Annotated in this window: 10 protein-coding genes and 4 pseudogenes; 9 read left to right on the top strand and 5 right to left on the bottom strand. The window is 31.8% G+C overall.

What is annotated here, in order from left to right; translation table 11 throughout:
- The first annotated feature begins 53 nt into the window (after window positions 1-53).
- From yidC to nusB, 3 genes are read left to right on the top strand one after another with little or no spacing between them, the layout of a single operon-like run.
- Window positions 54-1,763: a membrane protein insertase YidC gene (gene yidC / locus OOL05_RS03915; protein ID WP_007302796.1), complete on the top strand. Its 1,710-nt coding sequence runs from the start codon at window positions 54-56 to the stop codon at window positions 1,761-1,763.
- Window positions 1,741-2,169 (top strand): 6,7-dimethyl-8-ribityllumazine synthase, encoded by a 429-nt coding sequence (locus OOL05_RS03910; RefSeq protein ID WP_007302797.1) that lies wholly within the window; start codon window positions 1,741-1,743, stop codon window positions 2,167-2,169. The genes yidC and OOL05_RS03910 overlap by 23 nt, the downstream gene beginning before the upstream one ends.
- Window positions 2,169-2,651: a transcription antitermination factor NusB gene (gene nusB / locus OOL05_RS03905; RefSeq protein WP_064085381.1), complete on the top strand. Its 483-nt coding sequence runs from the start codon at window positions 2,169-2,171 to the stop codon at window positions 2,649-2,651. Before OOL05_RS03910 ends, nusB begins: the two co-directional genes overlap by 1 nt.
- Before the next feature lie 371 nt (window positions 2,652-3,022).
- On the opposite strand, the gene OOL05_RS03900 is transcribed toward nusB, so the two are convergent.
- On the bottom strand, window positions 3,023-3,679 hold the full coding sequence (locus tag OOL05_RS03900) for a hypothetical protein (RefSeq protein WP_264729875.1): 657 nt from the start codon (window positions 3,677-3,679) through the stop codon (window positions 3,023-3,025).
- Window positions 3,680-3,758: 79 nt separating this feature from the next.
- Complete coding sequence (gene dut, locus OOL05_RS03895) at window positions 3,759-4,220, bottom strand: dUTP diphosphatase (RefSeq protein ID WP_264375627.1); 462 nt, start codon at window positions 4,218-4,220, stop codon at window positions 3,759-3,761.
- Between the two features lie 308 nt (window positions 4,221-4,528).
- On the opposite strand from dut, the gene OOL05_RS03890 reads away from it, so the two are divergent.
- The 3 genes and pseudogenes from OOL05_RS03890 to OOL05_RS03880 all read left to right on the top strand — a co-directional run.
- Complete coding sequence (locus OOL05_RS03890) at window positions 4,529-4,732, top strand: hypothetical protein (protein ID WP_264729873.1); 204 nt, start codon at window positions 4,529-4,531, stop codon at window positions 4,730-4,732.
- A gap of 112 nt (window positions 4,733-4,844) precedes the next feature.
- Window positions 4,845-5,138 carry a hypothetical protein gene (locus tag OOL05_RS03885; RefSeq protein WP_139686435.1) on the top strand — a complete coding sequence of 98 codons (294 nt, stop codon included), beginning with the start codon at window positions 4,845-4,847 and terminating at the stop codon, window positions 5,136-5,138.
- Window positions 5,139-5,240: 102 nt separating this feature from the next.
- Window positions 5,241-5,483: pseudogene (locus tag OOL05_RS03880) on the top strand (head-tail connector protein); the annotation flags it as partial.
- 16 nt (window positions 5,484-5,499) lie between these two features.
- Here OOL05_RS03880 and OOL05_RS03875 read toward each other — a convergent pair.
- Window positions 5,500-6,118 (bottom strand): annotated as a pseudogene (locus tag OOL05_RS03875) (IS6 family transposase); the annotation flags it as partial.
- A gap of 67 nt (window positions 6,119-6,185) precedes the next feature.
- Between OOL05_RS03875 and OOL05_RS03870 the strand changes: the two are divergent.
- Together OOL05_RS03870 and OOL05_RS03865 are read left to right on the top strand one after the other, a co-directional pair.
- A pseudogene (locus OOL05_RS03870) lies at window positions 6,186-6,812 on the top strand (recombinase zinc ribbon domain-containing protein); the annotation flags it as partial.
- A 408-nt stretch (window positions 6,813-7,220) separates the two neighbouring features.
- Window positions 7,221-7,557, top strand: a pseudogene (locus OOL05_RS03865) (integrase core domain-containing protein); the annotation flags it as partial.
- Between the two features lie 77 nt (window positions 7,558-7,634).
- Here OOL05_RS03865 and OOL05_RS03860 read toward each other — a convergent pair.
- Both OOL05_RS03860 and OOL05_RS03855 read right to left on the bottom strand, forming a co-directional pair.
- A complete protein-coding gene (locus tag OOL05_RS03860) occupies window positions 7,635-10,580 on the bottom strand; it encodes a tetratricopeptide repeat protein (RefSeq protein ID WP_264729869.1) in 2,946 nt (981 codons plus the stop codon).
- On the bottom strand, window positions 10,568-12,997 hold the full coding sequence (locus OOL05_RS03855; RefSeq protein ID WP_264729867.1) for an ankyrin repeat domain-containing protein: 2,430 nt from the start codon (window positions 12,995-12,997) through the stop codon (window positions 10,568-10,570). Before OOL05_RS03855 ends, OOL05_RS03860 begins: the two co-directional genes overlap by 13 nt.
- A gap of 958 nt (window positions 12,998-13,955) precedes the next feature.
- Here OOL05_RS03855 and OOL05_RS03850 point away from each other — a divergent pair.
- Complete coding sequence (locus OOL05_RS03850; protein WP_096097233.1) at window positions 13,956-15,293, top strand: hypothetical protein; 1,338 nt, start codon at window positions 13,956-13,958, stop codon at window positions 15,291-15,293.
- Window positions 15,294-15,296 lie beyond the last annotated feature (3 nt).

Raw genomic sequence — 15,296 nt, 5'->3', positions numbered from 1 at the left:
TTTTAGTACAATATTTAATATATACTTTAAGGAGGTATGTTCGATTTAATTTCATGTCAGAAGCAAAAAATTTAATTTTAGCAACAATTCTTTCTATATTGATTATAGTATTATGGCATATTATTTATGATAATTTTCTTAACACGAGCCAAAGCCAACCATCGATTGAAAATATTGAACATATCGAATCTTCTAACGACCTTGCTCCTATGATATACCAAAATCGTTCTGAAATTATTAATTCTACTAGAGAACAGAGAGTTAATTTAACCAATAACATGCTTGAAGGATCAATTTCTCTGAAAGGTGCAAGGTTTGATGACTTAATCTTAACTAACTACCACTTAGAACCGAGTTCTTCTTCTCCACAAGTGGTGTTACTGTCACCTGCAGAATCAAAAGATGTATATTTCGCAGAATTTGGGTGGCTCGATCCGAATGAAAAGATTAAAGTTCCAGATTCTAAAACAGTATGGCAAGCAGATAAACTCAATCAAAAAGAGGTCAATTTATTTTGGGATAATGAAAATGGCATTTTATTTAGAATGAAAATTAGCCTTGACGATAACTACATGTTTAAAGTTGAGCAAATTATTGAAAACAATACAAAAGATAATGTAGTTTTGGTTCCCTATGGTAAAATCAATCGTAAACGTGATAATATTAACGAATCCTATTGGATATCACATGAAGGAGTACTAGGTGCATTTAACAATAAACTAGAGGAGTGGACATATAAGGATATTTCCAAGAAACGTTTAATAAAGGCCAGCACAAGTGAAAAAAGTTGGTTTGGTTTTGCTGATAAATATTGGTTTACAGCTATCATACCTGAAAAATCTGATCAAATAAATGTAAGTATTAAGCATACGAATGTTAATAACATTGATAAGTTTCAAGTAGATTTTGTTAAACCTTACAAACACATACTCCCTGGTGCAAGTGTTTCTACTCTGAACTACTTTTTTGCTGGGGCAAAGAAGTTGAATTTACTTGATTCTTATAAAGACACTCTTAATATACCTTTATTTGATAAGGCTGTAGATTTTGGTGTACTTTATTTTATAACCAAGCCAGTGTTTTTACTGCTTGAATATTTTAACTTTGTTTTGAAAAATTTTGGCTTAGCAATATTATTGCTAACTTTAGTAATCAAACTTTTGATGCTTCCCTTATCTAATAGATCATATATTTCGATGTTCAAGGTGAAAAGCCTGCAGCCTGAATTAACTCGTATAAAAGAGTTGTACAAAAATGACAGCTTAAAGCAGCACAAAGAGACAATTGCGTTGTTCAAGAGAAACAATGTAAATCCAATGTCGAGCATTTTCCCTATGCTCATACAAATACCAGTATTTTTTGCTCTGTATAAAGTATTATTTGTTACTATAGAGATGAGACACGCCCCTTTTTATTTATGGATTAAGGATCTTTCAGCTTCTGATCCAACAAACATTTTTACATTATTTGGGTTGTTTAATTATAACTTTCCTATTTCTATAGGCATTTTACCTATAATTTTCGGCGCTACCATGATAATTCAGCAGAAGCTAAGTGAGAAAGATCAAACCAGTAAAGATGATATTCAAGTAAATGTTATGAAGTTTTTACCTTACATTTCTGTCTTTATTTTTTCTTCTTTTCCTGCCGGCCTGGTAATATATTGGATATTTAGTAATATTATAACTCTGGTTCAACAATCATTAATAAAGTTGCTTTTAACAAGAAAAGTAGGAATGAATGTCGAAAATACTAATAGTTAATTCAGTTTATTATACTGAAATAGCAAACCTTTTGCTTGAGGGTGCAACTGATAAATTCAAAGGAAATAATATTGGTTACGAGATAATTAAAGCGCCTGGTACGTTTGAGATACCAGCTGCAATTCTTTTTGCGGTCAAAGGCAAGAATACTAATTATGATGGTTATTTAGCTCTTGGATGTGTAATTCGTGGTGAAACTGATCATTATAAATACGTTTGTAAAGGAGTAATCGAAGGCTTAAATGCAATTGTTATGCATCATGCAATACCTCTTGGTATGGGAATAATCACAGCAGATAGTAAAGATAAAGCACTAATTAGAGCTGACAAAAATAAAAAGAACGTTGGTGGCCATGCAGCCTCAACTGTTTTGCATATGATAGATCTACACAATAAATTAAAATAATGGAGGAAAAACCAGTAGATAAAAAGTGGCGCATAAAAAGAAGTACGGCAAGATTTTTTGTTGTACAAGTTGCTTACTCAAATATTTTCGTAGGTTACAACAAAAGCACTTTTAAATTGGAAAATTGTGAACTTAAGGACTACATAAGTACGTTGAAAGATATATTTGAATGTGAAGAATTTGAACATCAGTTCTTAGAAAACTTGCTATGTAAGGTTATAAAAAGCAGTGAAGAATATGATAAAATAATAGAGTCTTATTTACACCCAAGCTGGTCACTTTCACGATTAAATCTTATAAGCTTATCTATTTTGCGTGTTGCAGTATGTGAGTTAATTGATTTTGATACACCAGCACCAATTGTTATTAATGAATATACTAACATTGCATCTGATTTACTTGATGCTCCAAACAAAATTGGCTTTATTAATGGGTTGTTAGATAAGGTAAAGGATGCAGTCAGACTAAATAAAAACCCTTAGTAACTTCTCGTAAGGTATTCGTTCAGTAGGGTGGCAAAATAAGATAGAAAAGACAGCTATAGAAATAAATGGTGTTATCCAATATGATGGCAGTGCTCCTTTTTCTGTCATCCCAGTGCTTGACATTGGGATCGAGATTGCAAGTAATGCATTCGGTTTGGTAAGTATGGATTTTGCGTTATAGAATGAAACACTTTTGGTAAAGAAAACTGGATCCCAGTGTCAAGCACTGGGATGACACCACTTTTGCTTCGATATTTACACATTAGTCATGCATCTGAACGGATACTTTGAGACAGCTTCTATAATAAGCTTAAATAACTAACACTAAAAAATGAAGGGCAGACTTATTTAGTCTGCCTCTTTTATACTTAATTTTTTAATGATTTTCCTTCCTTTTGTTGTTCAACTTTTGATGATTTAACAATTGAGCTTGGCACAAGTTTAATGGTTAGTTCTTTAGCATCATTTTCTTCAGAGTCTAAACCTAACGTTTTTAACTTTTTTTCATATTCATTTATTAAGTCATACTTACCTTCATCATTTTTTCTTCCTAATGAATTTATCTTTAATAATCCATCATTGTTATTCATTTCCTTACTTGTAGCAGTAATGTAGTAACTGTTACTTCCTAAGCTAAAATCTATACGATACTCATCGGAGATAACATTGCCATCTTGATTCTTATTTTGGTTGTGTTTTTTGATATACTCAAAATCTTCATTTTCTACTTTCACAAATAGACCTCTTTCCTTACTTATAATAACAATGTTCGGAGTTTTAGACTCAGATATTTTATTGTTTTTGATGATGGAATATATTGCTAAACTAACCAGTGCAACAGCAGCAAATGCTAAAACACTTATTCCAAGTGGTGTAGCTGCAAAAACTGCAATTGGCGCTAAAATCGAAGTTGAAGACACCCAATACGGTGTTGAAAGTGCTACTGCTGTGCCTATAACATACAGAGAAGTAAGCGCTACAAGTGCAATGTTTGCTTTGTGACGGTGGTTTTTAAAAATTGACATAATTTCCTCTTAAAATAAGTTAATAATATATTAATATTATATATAAAAAAATCAATACAGTCAACTTACATATAAAAAACTACCTACCGCTTGATCCAAAGCCCCCTTCATTGCGGACGGTTTCTTCTGTGCAGAATTCTTCTCTGTCATCCCAAATTACTTGAGATACAGGAGTGATGAGGATTTGTGCGATTCTATCTCCTCTTTTTATTTCATATGGCTGATTACTTAGATTGATTAGGCAAACTTTAACTTCACCTCGATAATCGGAGTCTATAGTGCCCGGAGAATTTAAGACAGTGATTCCATGTTTTGCAGCAAGTCCAGAACGTGGGCGAACTTGCCCTTCAAAACCGTTTGGTATTGCAATTACAATGCCAGTTGGAATAAGTAACCTTTCAAGTGGATTTAAAATAACAGAGTCGTCCAATGCAGCATAAAGATCCATGCCAGCACTCTGCATAGTTGCATAACAGGGAAGAGGCAAGCTTTTGCCATGTGATAACTTTTTTATTTCTACTTTAATTTTATCTCTTTGCATTTTTATTCACCAGTTATGAAAATTTGATTGTAGCATGTAAATTATGCCTGTAAAAGATAAGAAAACTACTTGACAAATCTTTCAGCTTCCTTACTATAAAATTCAAAGTGTTTTATTACCTTCAATCTGTTCAGATTAAACGACAAAAGTATTATACAGTTGGCGTCTTATAAATCTTTCCGCTATGTGCACTTTATGTCTTCACAATAATTTCTACCTAATATAAGCTGAAGCGGGCTTATAAAATGTTTAAATACAGTATAGAACGCCAATTTTTAGGATGAGAGAGTAACAACTAGCTAACGCTTTTGCCTTTTTTTATTAGTAAATTTCTTAACGTTTATATAGAGGGTGTCATTCCAGCACTTGATGCTGGAATCCAGCCTTTCTGCAATCTCATCGAAAACGTTGTACCACCTTTCTATGCTAGTTTGCTTGTGAGCAACTTAGATCCCAGTACTGGGATGACAAAAAAGGGCTACTTGAATGACATACTTGAATTTACGCTATAAAGTGAACCGGTTTGGTGTGCTGCTGTTGTTTGCAGTATTGTAGTGCTAATTTTTTACTTCGGTAGTCTTTTTATTGTCATTATAATTACAAGAATAGTTGAGGCCAATTAATATGAAAACTTTTGCAAAAAATTTTAAAGGTAAGGAAAGAAAGCTAGAAGAGTTCAATGAGAAAGTTGAAGACATATCAGCTGTAGCTCAAGATAAGTTTGCACATGAACTTGAAAATATCGCATATGAAAGTGTGCAGAAATTTCGCAGTCTACTTGCTAAAGAAATAAACTCCACTTTCAATAACATTCATTCTCAGAATGTCAATCTACTAAAATCTGGCTTAGTAAACTTGATCAATAAAAAAGGAGAAACAGCGTTAATACGTTCTCTTCTCAATATACTTGTACGATAGAGTTGCTGCTGCAATTTAATATTAAGTGATAACTAAAATAAGTAAGATTTTTTATGGATAAGTCTTACTTATTTTAGCTATATATAGAAAAGGAGGGTTGTTATGTCAACAAGACTAAAGTATCCAATTATAAATATACAACGTAAGTCTAAGCCTAAATCTTTTCCAGTAACTTTAGGAGAGGTTAAATCTTTTTTACGAATTGAGAATGATCAAGATGATAAGTTGATTTCAAGTTTTATTTTTATGGCAACTGATTATGCTCAGTGGCATATGGAAAAGTCTCTAGTAAAGCAAATGTGGCAAGTTTCATATGAAGGTTATATACCTCGTAGAATCTATTTAAGAAAGGTGGGATTATAGGAGTTATTAACATAGCAAAATTCTCAAAAGTAGAAACATTATTTTAATAATTTGTCTTTTTTGAATCATACGAATATTTTCTATGCCTGTGATGGTAATCTTTGCGGAATGGAAGCTTTTAAACCCAAGCATTGGCTTTATTAGTTTTTTGATAAATCTATCAACAATATTATTTAGATATTTTATTTGAAGAACTGTAATCTTCAGAAATTTCTGCATTCAAATCATCAAGAGCAGCAGTATTACTGCCGCTTTTATCAATTACAATTTTCTCAGGAAGATAGTTACTCCTGAAGGCTTTACGAAAGAATGCAAGTGCTGCAGACTTGTCTCTACTAACACACAAGTCTACAGTATATAAATAAACCCATTTACCGTTTAATTTAATGTAAGTCTCTCCAACTACTACCAACCTGCTTCTTTCTTTTCCTTACTGCCTCATCTATCAGTGGTGATAACCCACCTTTGTAACGTAGCATTTTGCTCCCCTTATACTCATCATTTCTTCCAAATCTCGATAGCTCAAAGAGAATCGACATTTCATGTATACAGATAACATCCACTGAAAAGCTAAATCCTTTGAAATATGGCAACAATTTTTGATTGATACGAAACATCTTTGCTTTTTTTTTAGACAATTATATCATTCTTCTTTCTACTTCCCTACAAATGCGACAGAACCCTTTGACGTACTCAAAAAAAGAGAATAAAAGGTACCGATATTACGTATGCAACAATCACTTAAGGGGAAAGAATTGTGAATCAATAAACCGAACAATAGTAGCAGGAGAAGTGGAAAAAGAAATAATGAAGAAAGCGGAGCAGCTATATGAAAAATGGAGAGAAAAAGCAGAAGAGTGGAAAAATTTAAGTTTTGGAAAACAGAAAAAAGTAGTGAAAAAGTTAATAAGAACAGTATTGGTGAGAGAGGATGGAATAGAGGTGAGTTCTGAATCAGAGGAAAAATTTATACCAATGAAGAAGAAAGGAAACAAATGCACAGTAATCGAGCCAGAAGGAAAAACAAATAATGCGTTACTCAAAGCAGTGGTAAGAGCCCATCTGTGGAAACGGCAACTAGAAGAAGGAAAATACAGAAGTGTGAAAGAGCTGAGTGCCAAAATTAATATAGGTACAAGACGTATACACCAAATTTTAAGATTAAATTATTTAGCACCAAAAATTAAAGAAGATATAGTAAATGGAAGGCAGCCAAGAGATTTGAAGTGGGTTGACTTGAGAGAAATACCGATGCTGTGGAGTGAGCAGATGAAGAGATTTTATGGGTTTAAGCAAGCTGTCTGCCAATAAAAAATAAGATAAATGGGAGTGTTAAATAAACCATACGCGTCAAGTTAAGGAAATATCGTGAAATATAGCAACATTTGAGATGGGCATTTTATTTGTTACATTTATTTTTTAGGGAGTTCTTATCTAGAAGAAGATGATTTTTTCAGAAGAATCTATAAATTAATAACTTTATTACTTAATATATAAAATAGTTTTTTTTCGTTTCCTTTCTTCCTTATACCACTTTTCCTTAACTTGACGCGTATGGTTTATTTAACACTCCCTCTCAAAGAGGTGCTTTTAAAATGCTATTTGATTAATAACTTTACTGATATAGGTATGCCTATTTTCAAATTTGCCTCGTAAATTCCTTTCATTACTCCTCCTCATTCCTTGCCATTCAACAAAGCCTCCCAGAAGCACCATAAATACGCTTTTCAACACATATTTAATAGAGTTTGTGAAGAAAATGACACTGAACACCATTTGACAAAAGTCTTGGACAAATGGGCAAGTTGAACGTATGAATAAAACTTTTAAAAATGCTACAGTTAAAAAATATTACCACCGCTCACATCAGCAGCTCAAAAAGCATCTTTACAATTTTATGATGGCTTACAATTATGCTAGAAGAATTAAAACTCTTAATGGTCTTACACCTTTCGAATTTATATGTTTACAGTGCTCCTCATTTATTTACACTACCATCACACTCTGGAACCATGTATCTAAACTTCTGCTGAAACCTTACTGTAATTGTCCTTAGATTATCATTAAATAATATTAAAAATTTAAGCATCTAGACCCATCTGTTGTAAGAAGATAATGTTTTGCCAGTCAATATTATAAATTGACTATAGCATCTTGCTGACGGCTAAGATTTACGTTGACATCGTTAAGATAACTCTTAATGGCTGGCTGGTTATCTATTTTTCTCCTTTTAGTTTTTGTACTCTCTGTGTCTAGAAACCTTTTGTTTTCTAGCAGTAACTCTTCACTTGATACTGAAGAAGAACTTTCGCTATTTTTTTCTACATAAAGCTCTTTTAAGATTGAGACACCCTTAGCATTCAAATCAGATTTTTCAAATTGTAAGAGCGATTCTCTTTTTTCTACCTCATTTTTTAAATATGTTGATTTATCTTCATCTCTAGTAAACAACTTTTGTATAGCATATACAGTATCGAAAGTATCAAGATGATTTATCCCTATAACCTTCTCTTGTAATTCTTGCAATCGTTGAAGTTCTTGTAATGCTTTTTCTTTATCCTCTAAGCAACTATGTAAAACAGCTATATAAAACTTCACAGATAGTACGTTAGGATGATTATCTAAAAATCCATAATTTTTTTGTAGCTTCAGCACTTTCTCAAAATATTGCAATGCTTTCTCTCTTAATTCTCTTTTAATTACTTTTCCTACCTCTATTTCAACAAAATAAGGAGCCGGTTGTAAGTACTGACTACTCTCTTGATTTATCAGAATATCTTGTAGCTGCCTAAATAAAGCTTGTATACTCAATTCACGAGGTAAATCTTCTTTATGTGGTAACGCTTCTTCATTTATAGTTACTTTTTTTCTTTCTTGACTCATAAAGAAATATGCTAAGGCATAGATATATTTTGTATCTAAATTATAAAATTCATACACCTCGGAAGGATCAAGATAAGGATCATCATCGGAGTTAAAATCACTTATTTTAAGGAAAATTTCATTTCTCAGTTGTCTTACATAGTACAAAGTTGTAAATGCATCAGTATATCTTTTTTGCATTACAAATACTTCAGCTATAATAACTGCCATATCTAGATGTTCTTCTATAAGTTCCATGATTTCTTCGTTAAATGAACTAGTAAATATAAAGTTATTGTATTTACTGTACGACAATGCTTTTTTATAATTTTTTTGTTTTAGATAAATAGAAAGTATTTTTTTATCCAAAGTAAGAGAAGGAAATGCATCATTTACCTTCTCTAATTTTTTTAAATCCAGAAAGATTTTTAACGCTCTATCATATAGTCCCAAACCAGCTTGCGCGCAGGCAAACTCATATTTAATTAATCTTGAATATCGATCATCTACAGCAAGTAATTGAGATAATTGTGACGTGAGATTGATAACTTTTTGATACTCATATAACTCATTTAAGCCACTTAAAATTAAACAAGGAAAATTCTTATTTTCTTCTATTAGACAGTCATATTTTTGACCATGATCAAACAAAGATAAGAGGTGAACTACATCTAAAAACCCTCCTTCAGTTTCAGATACCAATTCTATGATACAACTTAATATGTATTTTTCCTCATCTATGGTAAACTGTGAACGTATTACTTTTTTTATTAATTCATGCATAGTATAGACCTTGTATTTACCTTCCTTTTTTGGATAAATTATCGAATATTGTTCTAGCAATTTAAAAATGGAGTATAGCCTATCCTCATATCTAATCCAGGGAAGAAATAAATTGGGATCAATTGTACCATGACCAAAATAAGCCATAGCATTTAAAATTTTTAGAACTTTCTCTCCAGAACTCATCTTTTCTATTGTTTCCATCGAGATTAGTAATGTTATTTGCAGTATTCTATCGTATTCATTTTGTCTAGTGTTTCGTGGAAATTTCTGATTAAACCTTTCGTATTGTATTAAATATTCAAAAATTCCAAATGCTTCGCTCAAAGAGCTTGATCCTTTGTTTTTAATACACGCTGCTGCTAGATTTATAGCTAATGGAAAACCTTCGAGTTTTCTTATTAGTGCTTTTATTTTTTCATCTTGCGACTTATCTGCTATCTCTAAAATTCTTTTTACAAGTTGTATAGCTTCTTTTTCTCCAAGACTATCTAAAGACACTTCTGCTATATCTTGATAACCTTGATCAGAAGAAGTAAATAAGCAGTCAAAACCACCTCTTTTACCTCTGATCTTTAAAATTCTCTCTAGATCTTCTTTTTTAACTCCCTGAAAAAGGAATAGGCATTTTTCCTCTACTTTATTTCTTTCTCTTTCCATACACATGCTTAGCCTATCTCGGACAAGGGAATCAAAAGAACTTTCTATGGACAATATATCTTGAGTATTTACCTCATAGATATGAAGATAAACTCCTTTGTTTTCTTCAACAAATTTTCTAGCTAGTTGAGTTTTGCCAATTCCAGATGGACCTACTATTATTACTTCTCCCCCATGTAATTTTGTATATATCTCCTCTATTTGTTTCTTTCTTCCAGTGAATTCTTCTACTGGAGCACATACATCCTTAAAATTCATTTTCCCAAGTAGAGATGATAATCTTTTTATATCTGATACTTTTATACTAGGCCAAAAACTCCTAGATCTTGCTGTATTACCATGCTCTGATTCAAGTAGGTTGCTATAGTTTTGAGAGACTGTTTCAGCATGATTTACAAATGCTTCTTTTACTTTTAGATAATAAAACGAATTTGGAATTGTTTTTAAATTTTTTTCCATCAAAGATACAACATCACTATTTTTTTCAGTTCTTCCTATTAACTCTTTGCCTTCTATTATATGTTGTTCTTTTTTTCCTTCTTCTTTAACTAAGTATTTCAAATTCATATCTAAATTTTGTTTGCGCTCTTGACAACAAAATAAGATATGCTCGTTTAAAAAGCTTACCTCTTGTTCAATATGGGATTTAATTTTTACTATAAGATCCTCAATTATCTTTTTGCTTGGCATTTGGATTTCTTTATTGACAATATAAAATACCTTCTCCACTTTAGCCTTAAATTCTTGTATATTTAAGGCATCTAAAGTATACACATAGTTTTCAAGTTCTCGTTTGTAGCTTCTACTCTAATATATCTTGTATCATATGTTCTTTTCGACTTTTCACCCATAAGGGAACGGCGATAACCATACTGACTAGATTTATCCTCACTTTTCTTTCTATAATAGACGAAAGAGCCTTCACTGCCTTCTGCAATTCCGATATTTTCATATAGGTCTCTAAGATTATAACTTATTTCTCCATACTGCGCAGACATACCTTGAAAGTATGTATTTAGAACAAGGGTTTCAGCTATTCTTATATTGCTCAAATCTCCCTTGTATTCTTTCTGAATGTAATATTCAATTATCTTATCTACGATATCATCTGCTATCTTTGAAACATGATCAAAACCTATTTTCTCAAACTGCATTTCAAAACTTTGAAAAATATTGCATCCAGCATCCATTAATATTTTTCTAAAGCCCAGTTTATATTCATTAAACGTTCCTATTAAGTCTGATAGATTAATAAAACTTTTTGTCGCTTTTGTTACATTACCTTCTCTCAAAGATGCTTTCATACCAAACATCTCCCAATCATCATGTGTTGAACATCCAAAAATACTTTGCACAAACCTGTTAATGCTCACCCCATCCGAAAATATTCTGTTCCCCTCTCTCAGTGTACTTGCAAGTATATCATATATAATAAGCCTCGTTTCAAATGATTGAATGAAACTCAGAACAAACTTCATCAAATTTGAATACTCTACTTGATAAAATTGATAATGATTATTTTCTTTATAAGACAAGCGTATTTTGTTACAGTATTTTTTCTTTTCATTGTATATAAGATCTTTTGAATCTTTCTCAGACACTATTATCGCTGTATTTAGTAGATCAGACATTGCATTTATTTCATGCTTTCCACCCCAAGTTTGAGTCATTTCCATGCATTTCAAGTATGTATCAAATATAAATTCCTGAACTTGATCACGTTTTTTTATCTTATTAAGTTCAGTACAAATTTCCTTTATTGCACTTTCATCAAAAAAATTGGGTTGGAGTTTACTAGTGTCAATATTATACTGCTCAATTTTTTCAGCACCGAATTCATGTTCAAACTCTTTTTTAAAGGTACCTCCTGTAAAATAACTTCCACTGTGACTCTCAAAAAGATCCATAATCTCAACCTTATTTTCAAATCTTCTTTGGCTGAAACATACTTCATCAGCAACCTCACAACGAAATGTCTTCGTTACCAACCGCCTCATTACACTATCTTCATAAATATTTGCATTACTTTGCATTAGCCTTTGAATTGAATGTACATCATGGTCGCTCGCAAATAATTCTTTAAACCTTTCATGAAAGGCATAATCATCAAATTTTACGGGAGTTAAGTAAGCTAAAGCAACGGACCAAAATAAGCAACTGCCATCTCCTGGTATATCAACTTCTTCATATGAAATAAGCGGTTGCAGTATCTTAGCGATATCTTTTCTGTTATTATCTTTAGCAATATCTATAGGAGTCTTTCCCTCTCCATTTACAACATCAACTTGTGCTCCTATCTTTAGCAAAAACCTAACAATTTTTAATTCTCCCACACGAACAGCAATATGTATCGGTGTATCATTATATTGATTCACCTGAAAATTAACGTTTAGACTCGGATATGCTTCAAAAAAACTTTTTAGCTTTTCAAGCTTTCTATCTTCTATAAGATTAGAACCCTCTAGAATACTAGTAAATTCTTTCTGTATTTCACTTATTAATAGTGTCTCGCTCAAGATTGGCTCAAAATGAAAATCTCCTTTATTTATTATATGTATAGTATCTTTTTCATTATAATCTGTACTTACAAATTTGGATCCTAATCCATCAATAAGAGACCCTGACCATTCATATATGGGAAGATATTCAATAACATGCAGCTTAACATTATATTCATTACAAATCATGCTTCCCTCAATTTTAGGTCTGCCACATATAGGAACCTGCAACGTATTTCCATACTTTAAATCAGTTAATGATGAAGCCACTTCTTTATTGTCCTTCTGCATTCTTTCTATATCTTCATTACTGTATTCTATACCAACCAAATAAGTCTTCCATAATTCATCATCATCAATACCAGGCCCTGGAGGTATTACTGTAGAATCTTCACGGTTTCTAGCATCGGCTATAATCTTTTCTTTCATTTCTTGACTAATTAAAGCTTGCTTCCTACAAATTTCTCTCAAAGATTTCACAGTAACACTTGTTCCTGGCTTTAATTGCTTAAGTCCTTGTACAACCGCGTGAAAGAAACCATCCCCTCCTCCAACTGCTTTCCCTATTGTAAAACCTTCTGGCAGCTGTAATATTTGCTGACTACTAGATGACAATGTGTCTTCTTTTTGCGTTCTTATTAACCTAGATTGATTATCTGTTACTTGTTCCTTTGTATTTTCTTTACCTAACATAAAGCCCCCTATATTTTAATATTCATATTTTGATTGTTTTGTCGTAAACCTCTTTTCTGAAGATTGGTTTTGACATCTAATTCATTTGATTCTTATGCAGCTGTACCAAACCAATTTGCTGTAGAAACTTTACGGTAATCCTAAGTAACTTTGATTACAGTGCGCCTTTCTTTTGATTTCTTACTAAACTAGATATATTCTTAAAAAAGCCAGGATTGCTTTCTGAATGATGTACATAATACAATTCATCTAACACCCCATGTATTCTTTACATTGAGTTACATTATAGCTAAAAAGATCTAGCAGAGCAAGAACTTTTTAGCATTTTATTTTAGTTTGTATTTTTAAAACTAAAGCCAGTACTTGCAAAAACACTTCTGTTTTTTTACTGCAATGTACTCTTTCTATTTTTAAGTACTAATTCAACTTTACATATTACTCAAAACTGAAACAATACAGCCATTTCCGATAACTAAAATCAGCAAGCGTGAGAACTGCTTGTTTTGGGATGGATTGGTCTACCAAACGATACATACGAACTTTTCTAGATAATAATTTCATTATACGCTGAAATCAGCTATATTGGCTCACTTTTACTAAACCTACGTACGAACTGTTTTGCCTAAGCTTATGAAAATAATTTAAACCTTCTATTTTTATAACCTTATTTCTATGCGGCTTGTTCTCGCAAATATACGACCTTTTTTGCAATTTTAGAAAGAGTCAATAATTCAAATTTTTGCAGCACTAAAATAGACGTTTCTTTAGTTACAACAAGGTCTATTTTTTCGTAAATAAAAATGTTTTATAATAATTAATTATTAGAATGAAAATATCATACTTGGCTCTCAAGAAATTTCCTGTTGTGCAGTGGTAAGGTTTGGAGAAAAAGATTGACTTGGCAACGATAATTTACTAGACTAAAGTTTATATTAAAATACAAAATGGGGTTGCGGGTATGGAATCTGGTTTGGATCACAATTACAATAAAATACTTGATATATTAAAAGGTGCTATTAAAGGCGACGATAATCAAGTTAAAGCAAGAAAACACCTTAGAGTAGAAAGATGGTTGAGGGCTTATATTCAATTAATTGAAGATTTTGATGAGGAAAAACTAATTTTTTTTTCTGATATATTCTCTGATAATTCTTGTTGGGATGGAATAAAATTAAAGAATAAAGCTGTTGGTGAAAGGCTAACTGAAGAAAAAAATAAAAATGGAAAAGAAAATCCGCTTGATCTTGCAGATAGATATTACTTGGCATGTAAATATTGTCTAGAAGATAAGATTCCTGGATTATTTGAACAAGTATTTATGAGATTTAAGAGAAGTGCCTTTGAAGAAGATGGATCTGATGATGATCTGAGAAGAGAATTATTGGAAAATATCGAAGAAACTAGCCCTATAGAAGCTTTCTGGTCTTTTCTTATTGATAAGCAGATTGGAAAACTAAACGAATATAAATCAGTTGAAGGTTTGCAAAAATCCATACAGATAAATTCTAATAAAAACTGGGAAGAAGGTATAGAGTTCTTCTATAATAAATTACACAATGATTCCAGTATTTCTAGTCAAGATAAAGATGATCTGTTAATTGAAGCAGCTTTATCTGCAGTAAAGGGTTACAAAGAAGTAGACACCATAGAGTTTTGCCTGTCTAAAATGGATGATGAGCAAAAGAAAAAATTACTAGATAGAGATTATAAGGAAAATACTTATTATGCAGTGTTGAATGTGCTAGTAGGTCAGTATTACTTTGATTCTTTTATGGAATTAATCCGATTGTGTAGTCAGATTGAATGTGAACGTTACACAACTTTTTTATCTTCATTATCAGATCAAGTACTGAAGAATCCAGATCTGTCTGAAGAAACAAAAAAATGTATGATGAATGTTTGGGAACGTATAATAAAATTAAAAACTCAAGACCGCGGGGAGCAATCTATTTCCTCTATTTTTGTAGACTATTCAGTTACATATACAATAGCAAATTTAATTGTGGATCCAAGTAGACAAGGGGTAAGTAAAGAAGAAATATTAGGGAAGATATTAAAGCACGTAAAAGAAATGAGTGGTGAAGAGATGATAAAGGTTAAAGATTCTGTATTAAGTAAAATTCAGTTATTTCATGGGGGTAAAAAATTGCAGTTAGGAGAACAAGTATTTTCTAAATTAGCTCAAGAAGCTTCTAAAGAATCAATTTTGCGTGAAGCTGGTGATACTTTGCCACAGTCAAGTCTCAGTACGACTGATACCCCATATAATATAAAATCTTTAAGCCATAGCAAATAGGAG

The sequence above is a fragment of the Wolbachia endosymbiont (group B) of Episyrphus balteatus genome (assembly GCF_947250575.1).
Taxonomy (GTDB): domain Bacteria; phylum Pseudomonadota; class Alphaproteobacteria; order Rickettsiales; family Anaplasmataceae; genus Wolbachia.
This window is presented reverse-complemented; position numbering and strand designations above follow the sequence as displayed.

Bases quoted from the DNA above. Each gene is read 5' to 3' on its own strand.
- yidC (WP_007302796.1), top strand. From the start codon at position 54: ATGTCAGAAGCAAAAAATTTAATTTTAGCAACAATTCTTTCTATATTG.
- OOL05_RS03910 (WP_007302797.1), top strand. From the start codon at position 1,741: ATGTCGAAAATACTAATAGTTAATTCAGTTTATTATACTGAAATAGCA.
- nusB (WP_064085381.1), top strand. From the start codon at position 2,169: ATGGAGGAAAAACCAGTAGATAAAAAGTGGCGCATAAAAAGAAGTACG.
- OOL05_RS03900 (WP_264729875.1), bottom strand. From the start codon at position 3,679: ATGTCAATTTTTAAAAACCACCGTCACAAAGCAAACATTGCACTTGTA.
- dut (WP_264375627.1), bottom strand. From the start codon at position 4,220: ATGCAAAGAGATAAAATTAAAGTAGAAATAAAAAAGTTATCACATGGC.
- OOL05_RS03885 (WP_139686435.1), top strand. From the start codon at position 4,845: ATGAAAACTTTTGCAAAAAATTTTAAAGGTAAGGAAAGAAAGCTAGAA.
- OOL05_RS03855 (WP_264729867.1), bottom strand. From the start codon at position 12,997: ATGTTAGGTAAAGAAAATACAAAGGAACAAGTAACAGATAATCAATCT.
- OOL05_RS03850 (WP_096097233.1), top strand. From the start codon at position 13,956: ATGGAATCTGGTTTGGATCACAATTACAATAAAATACTTGATATATTA.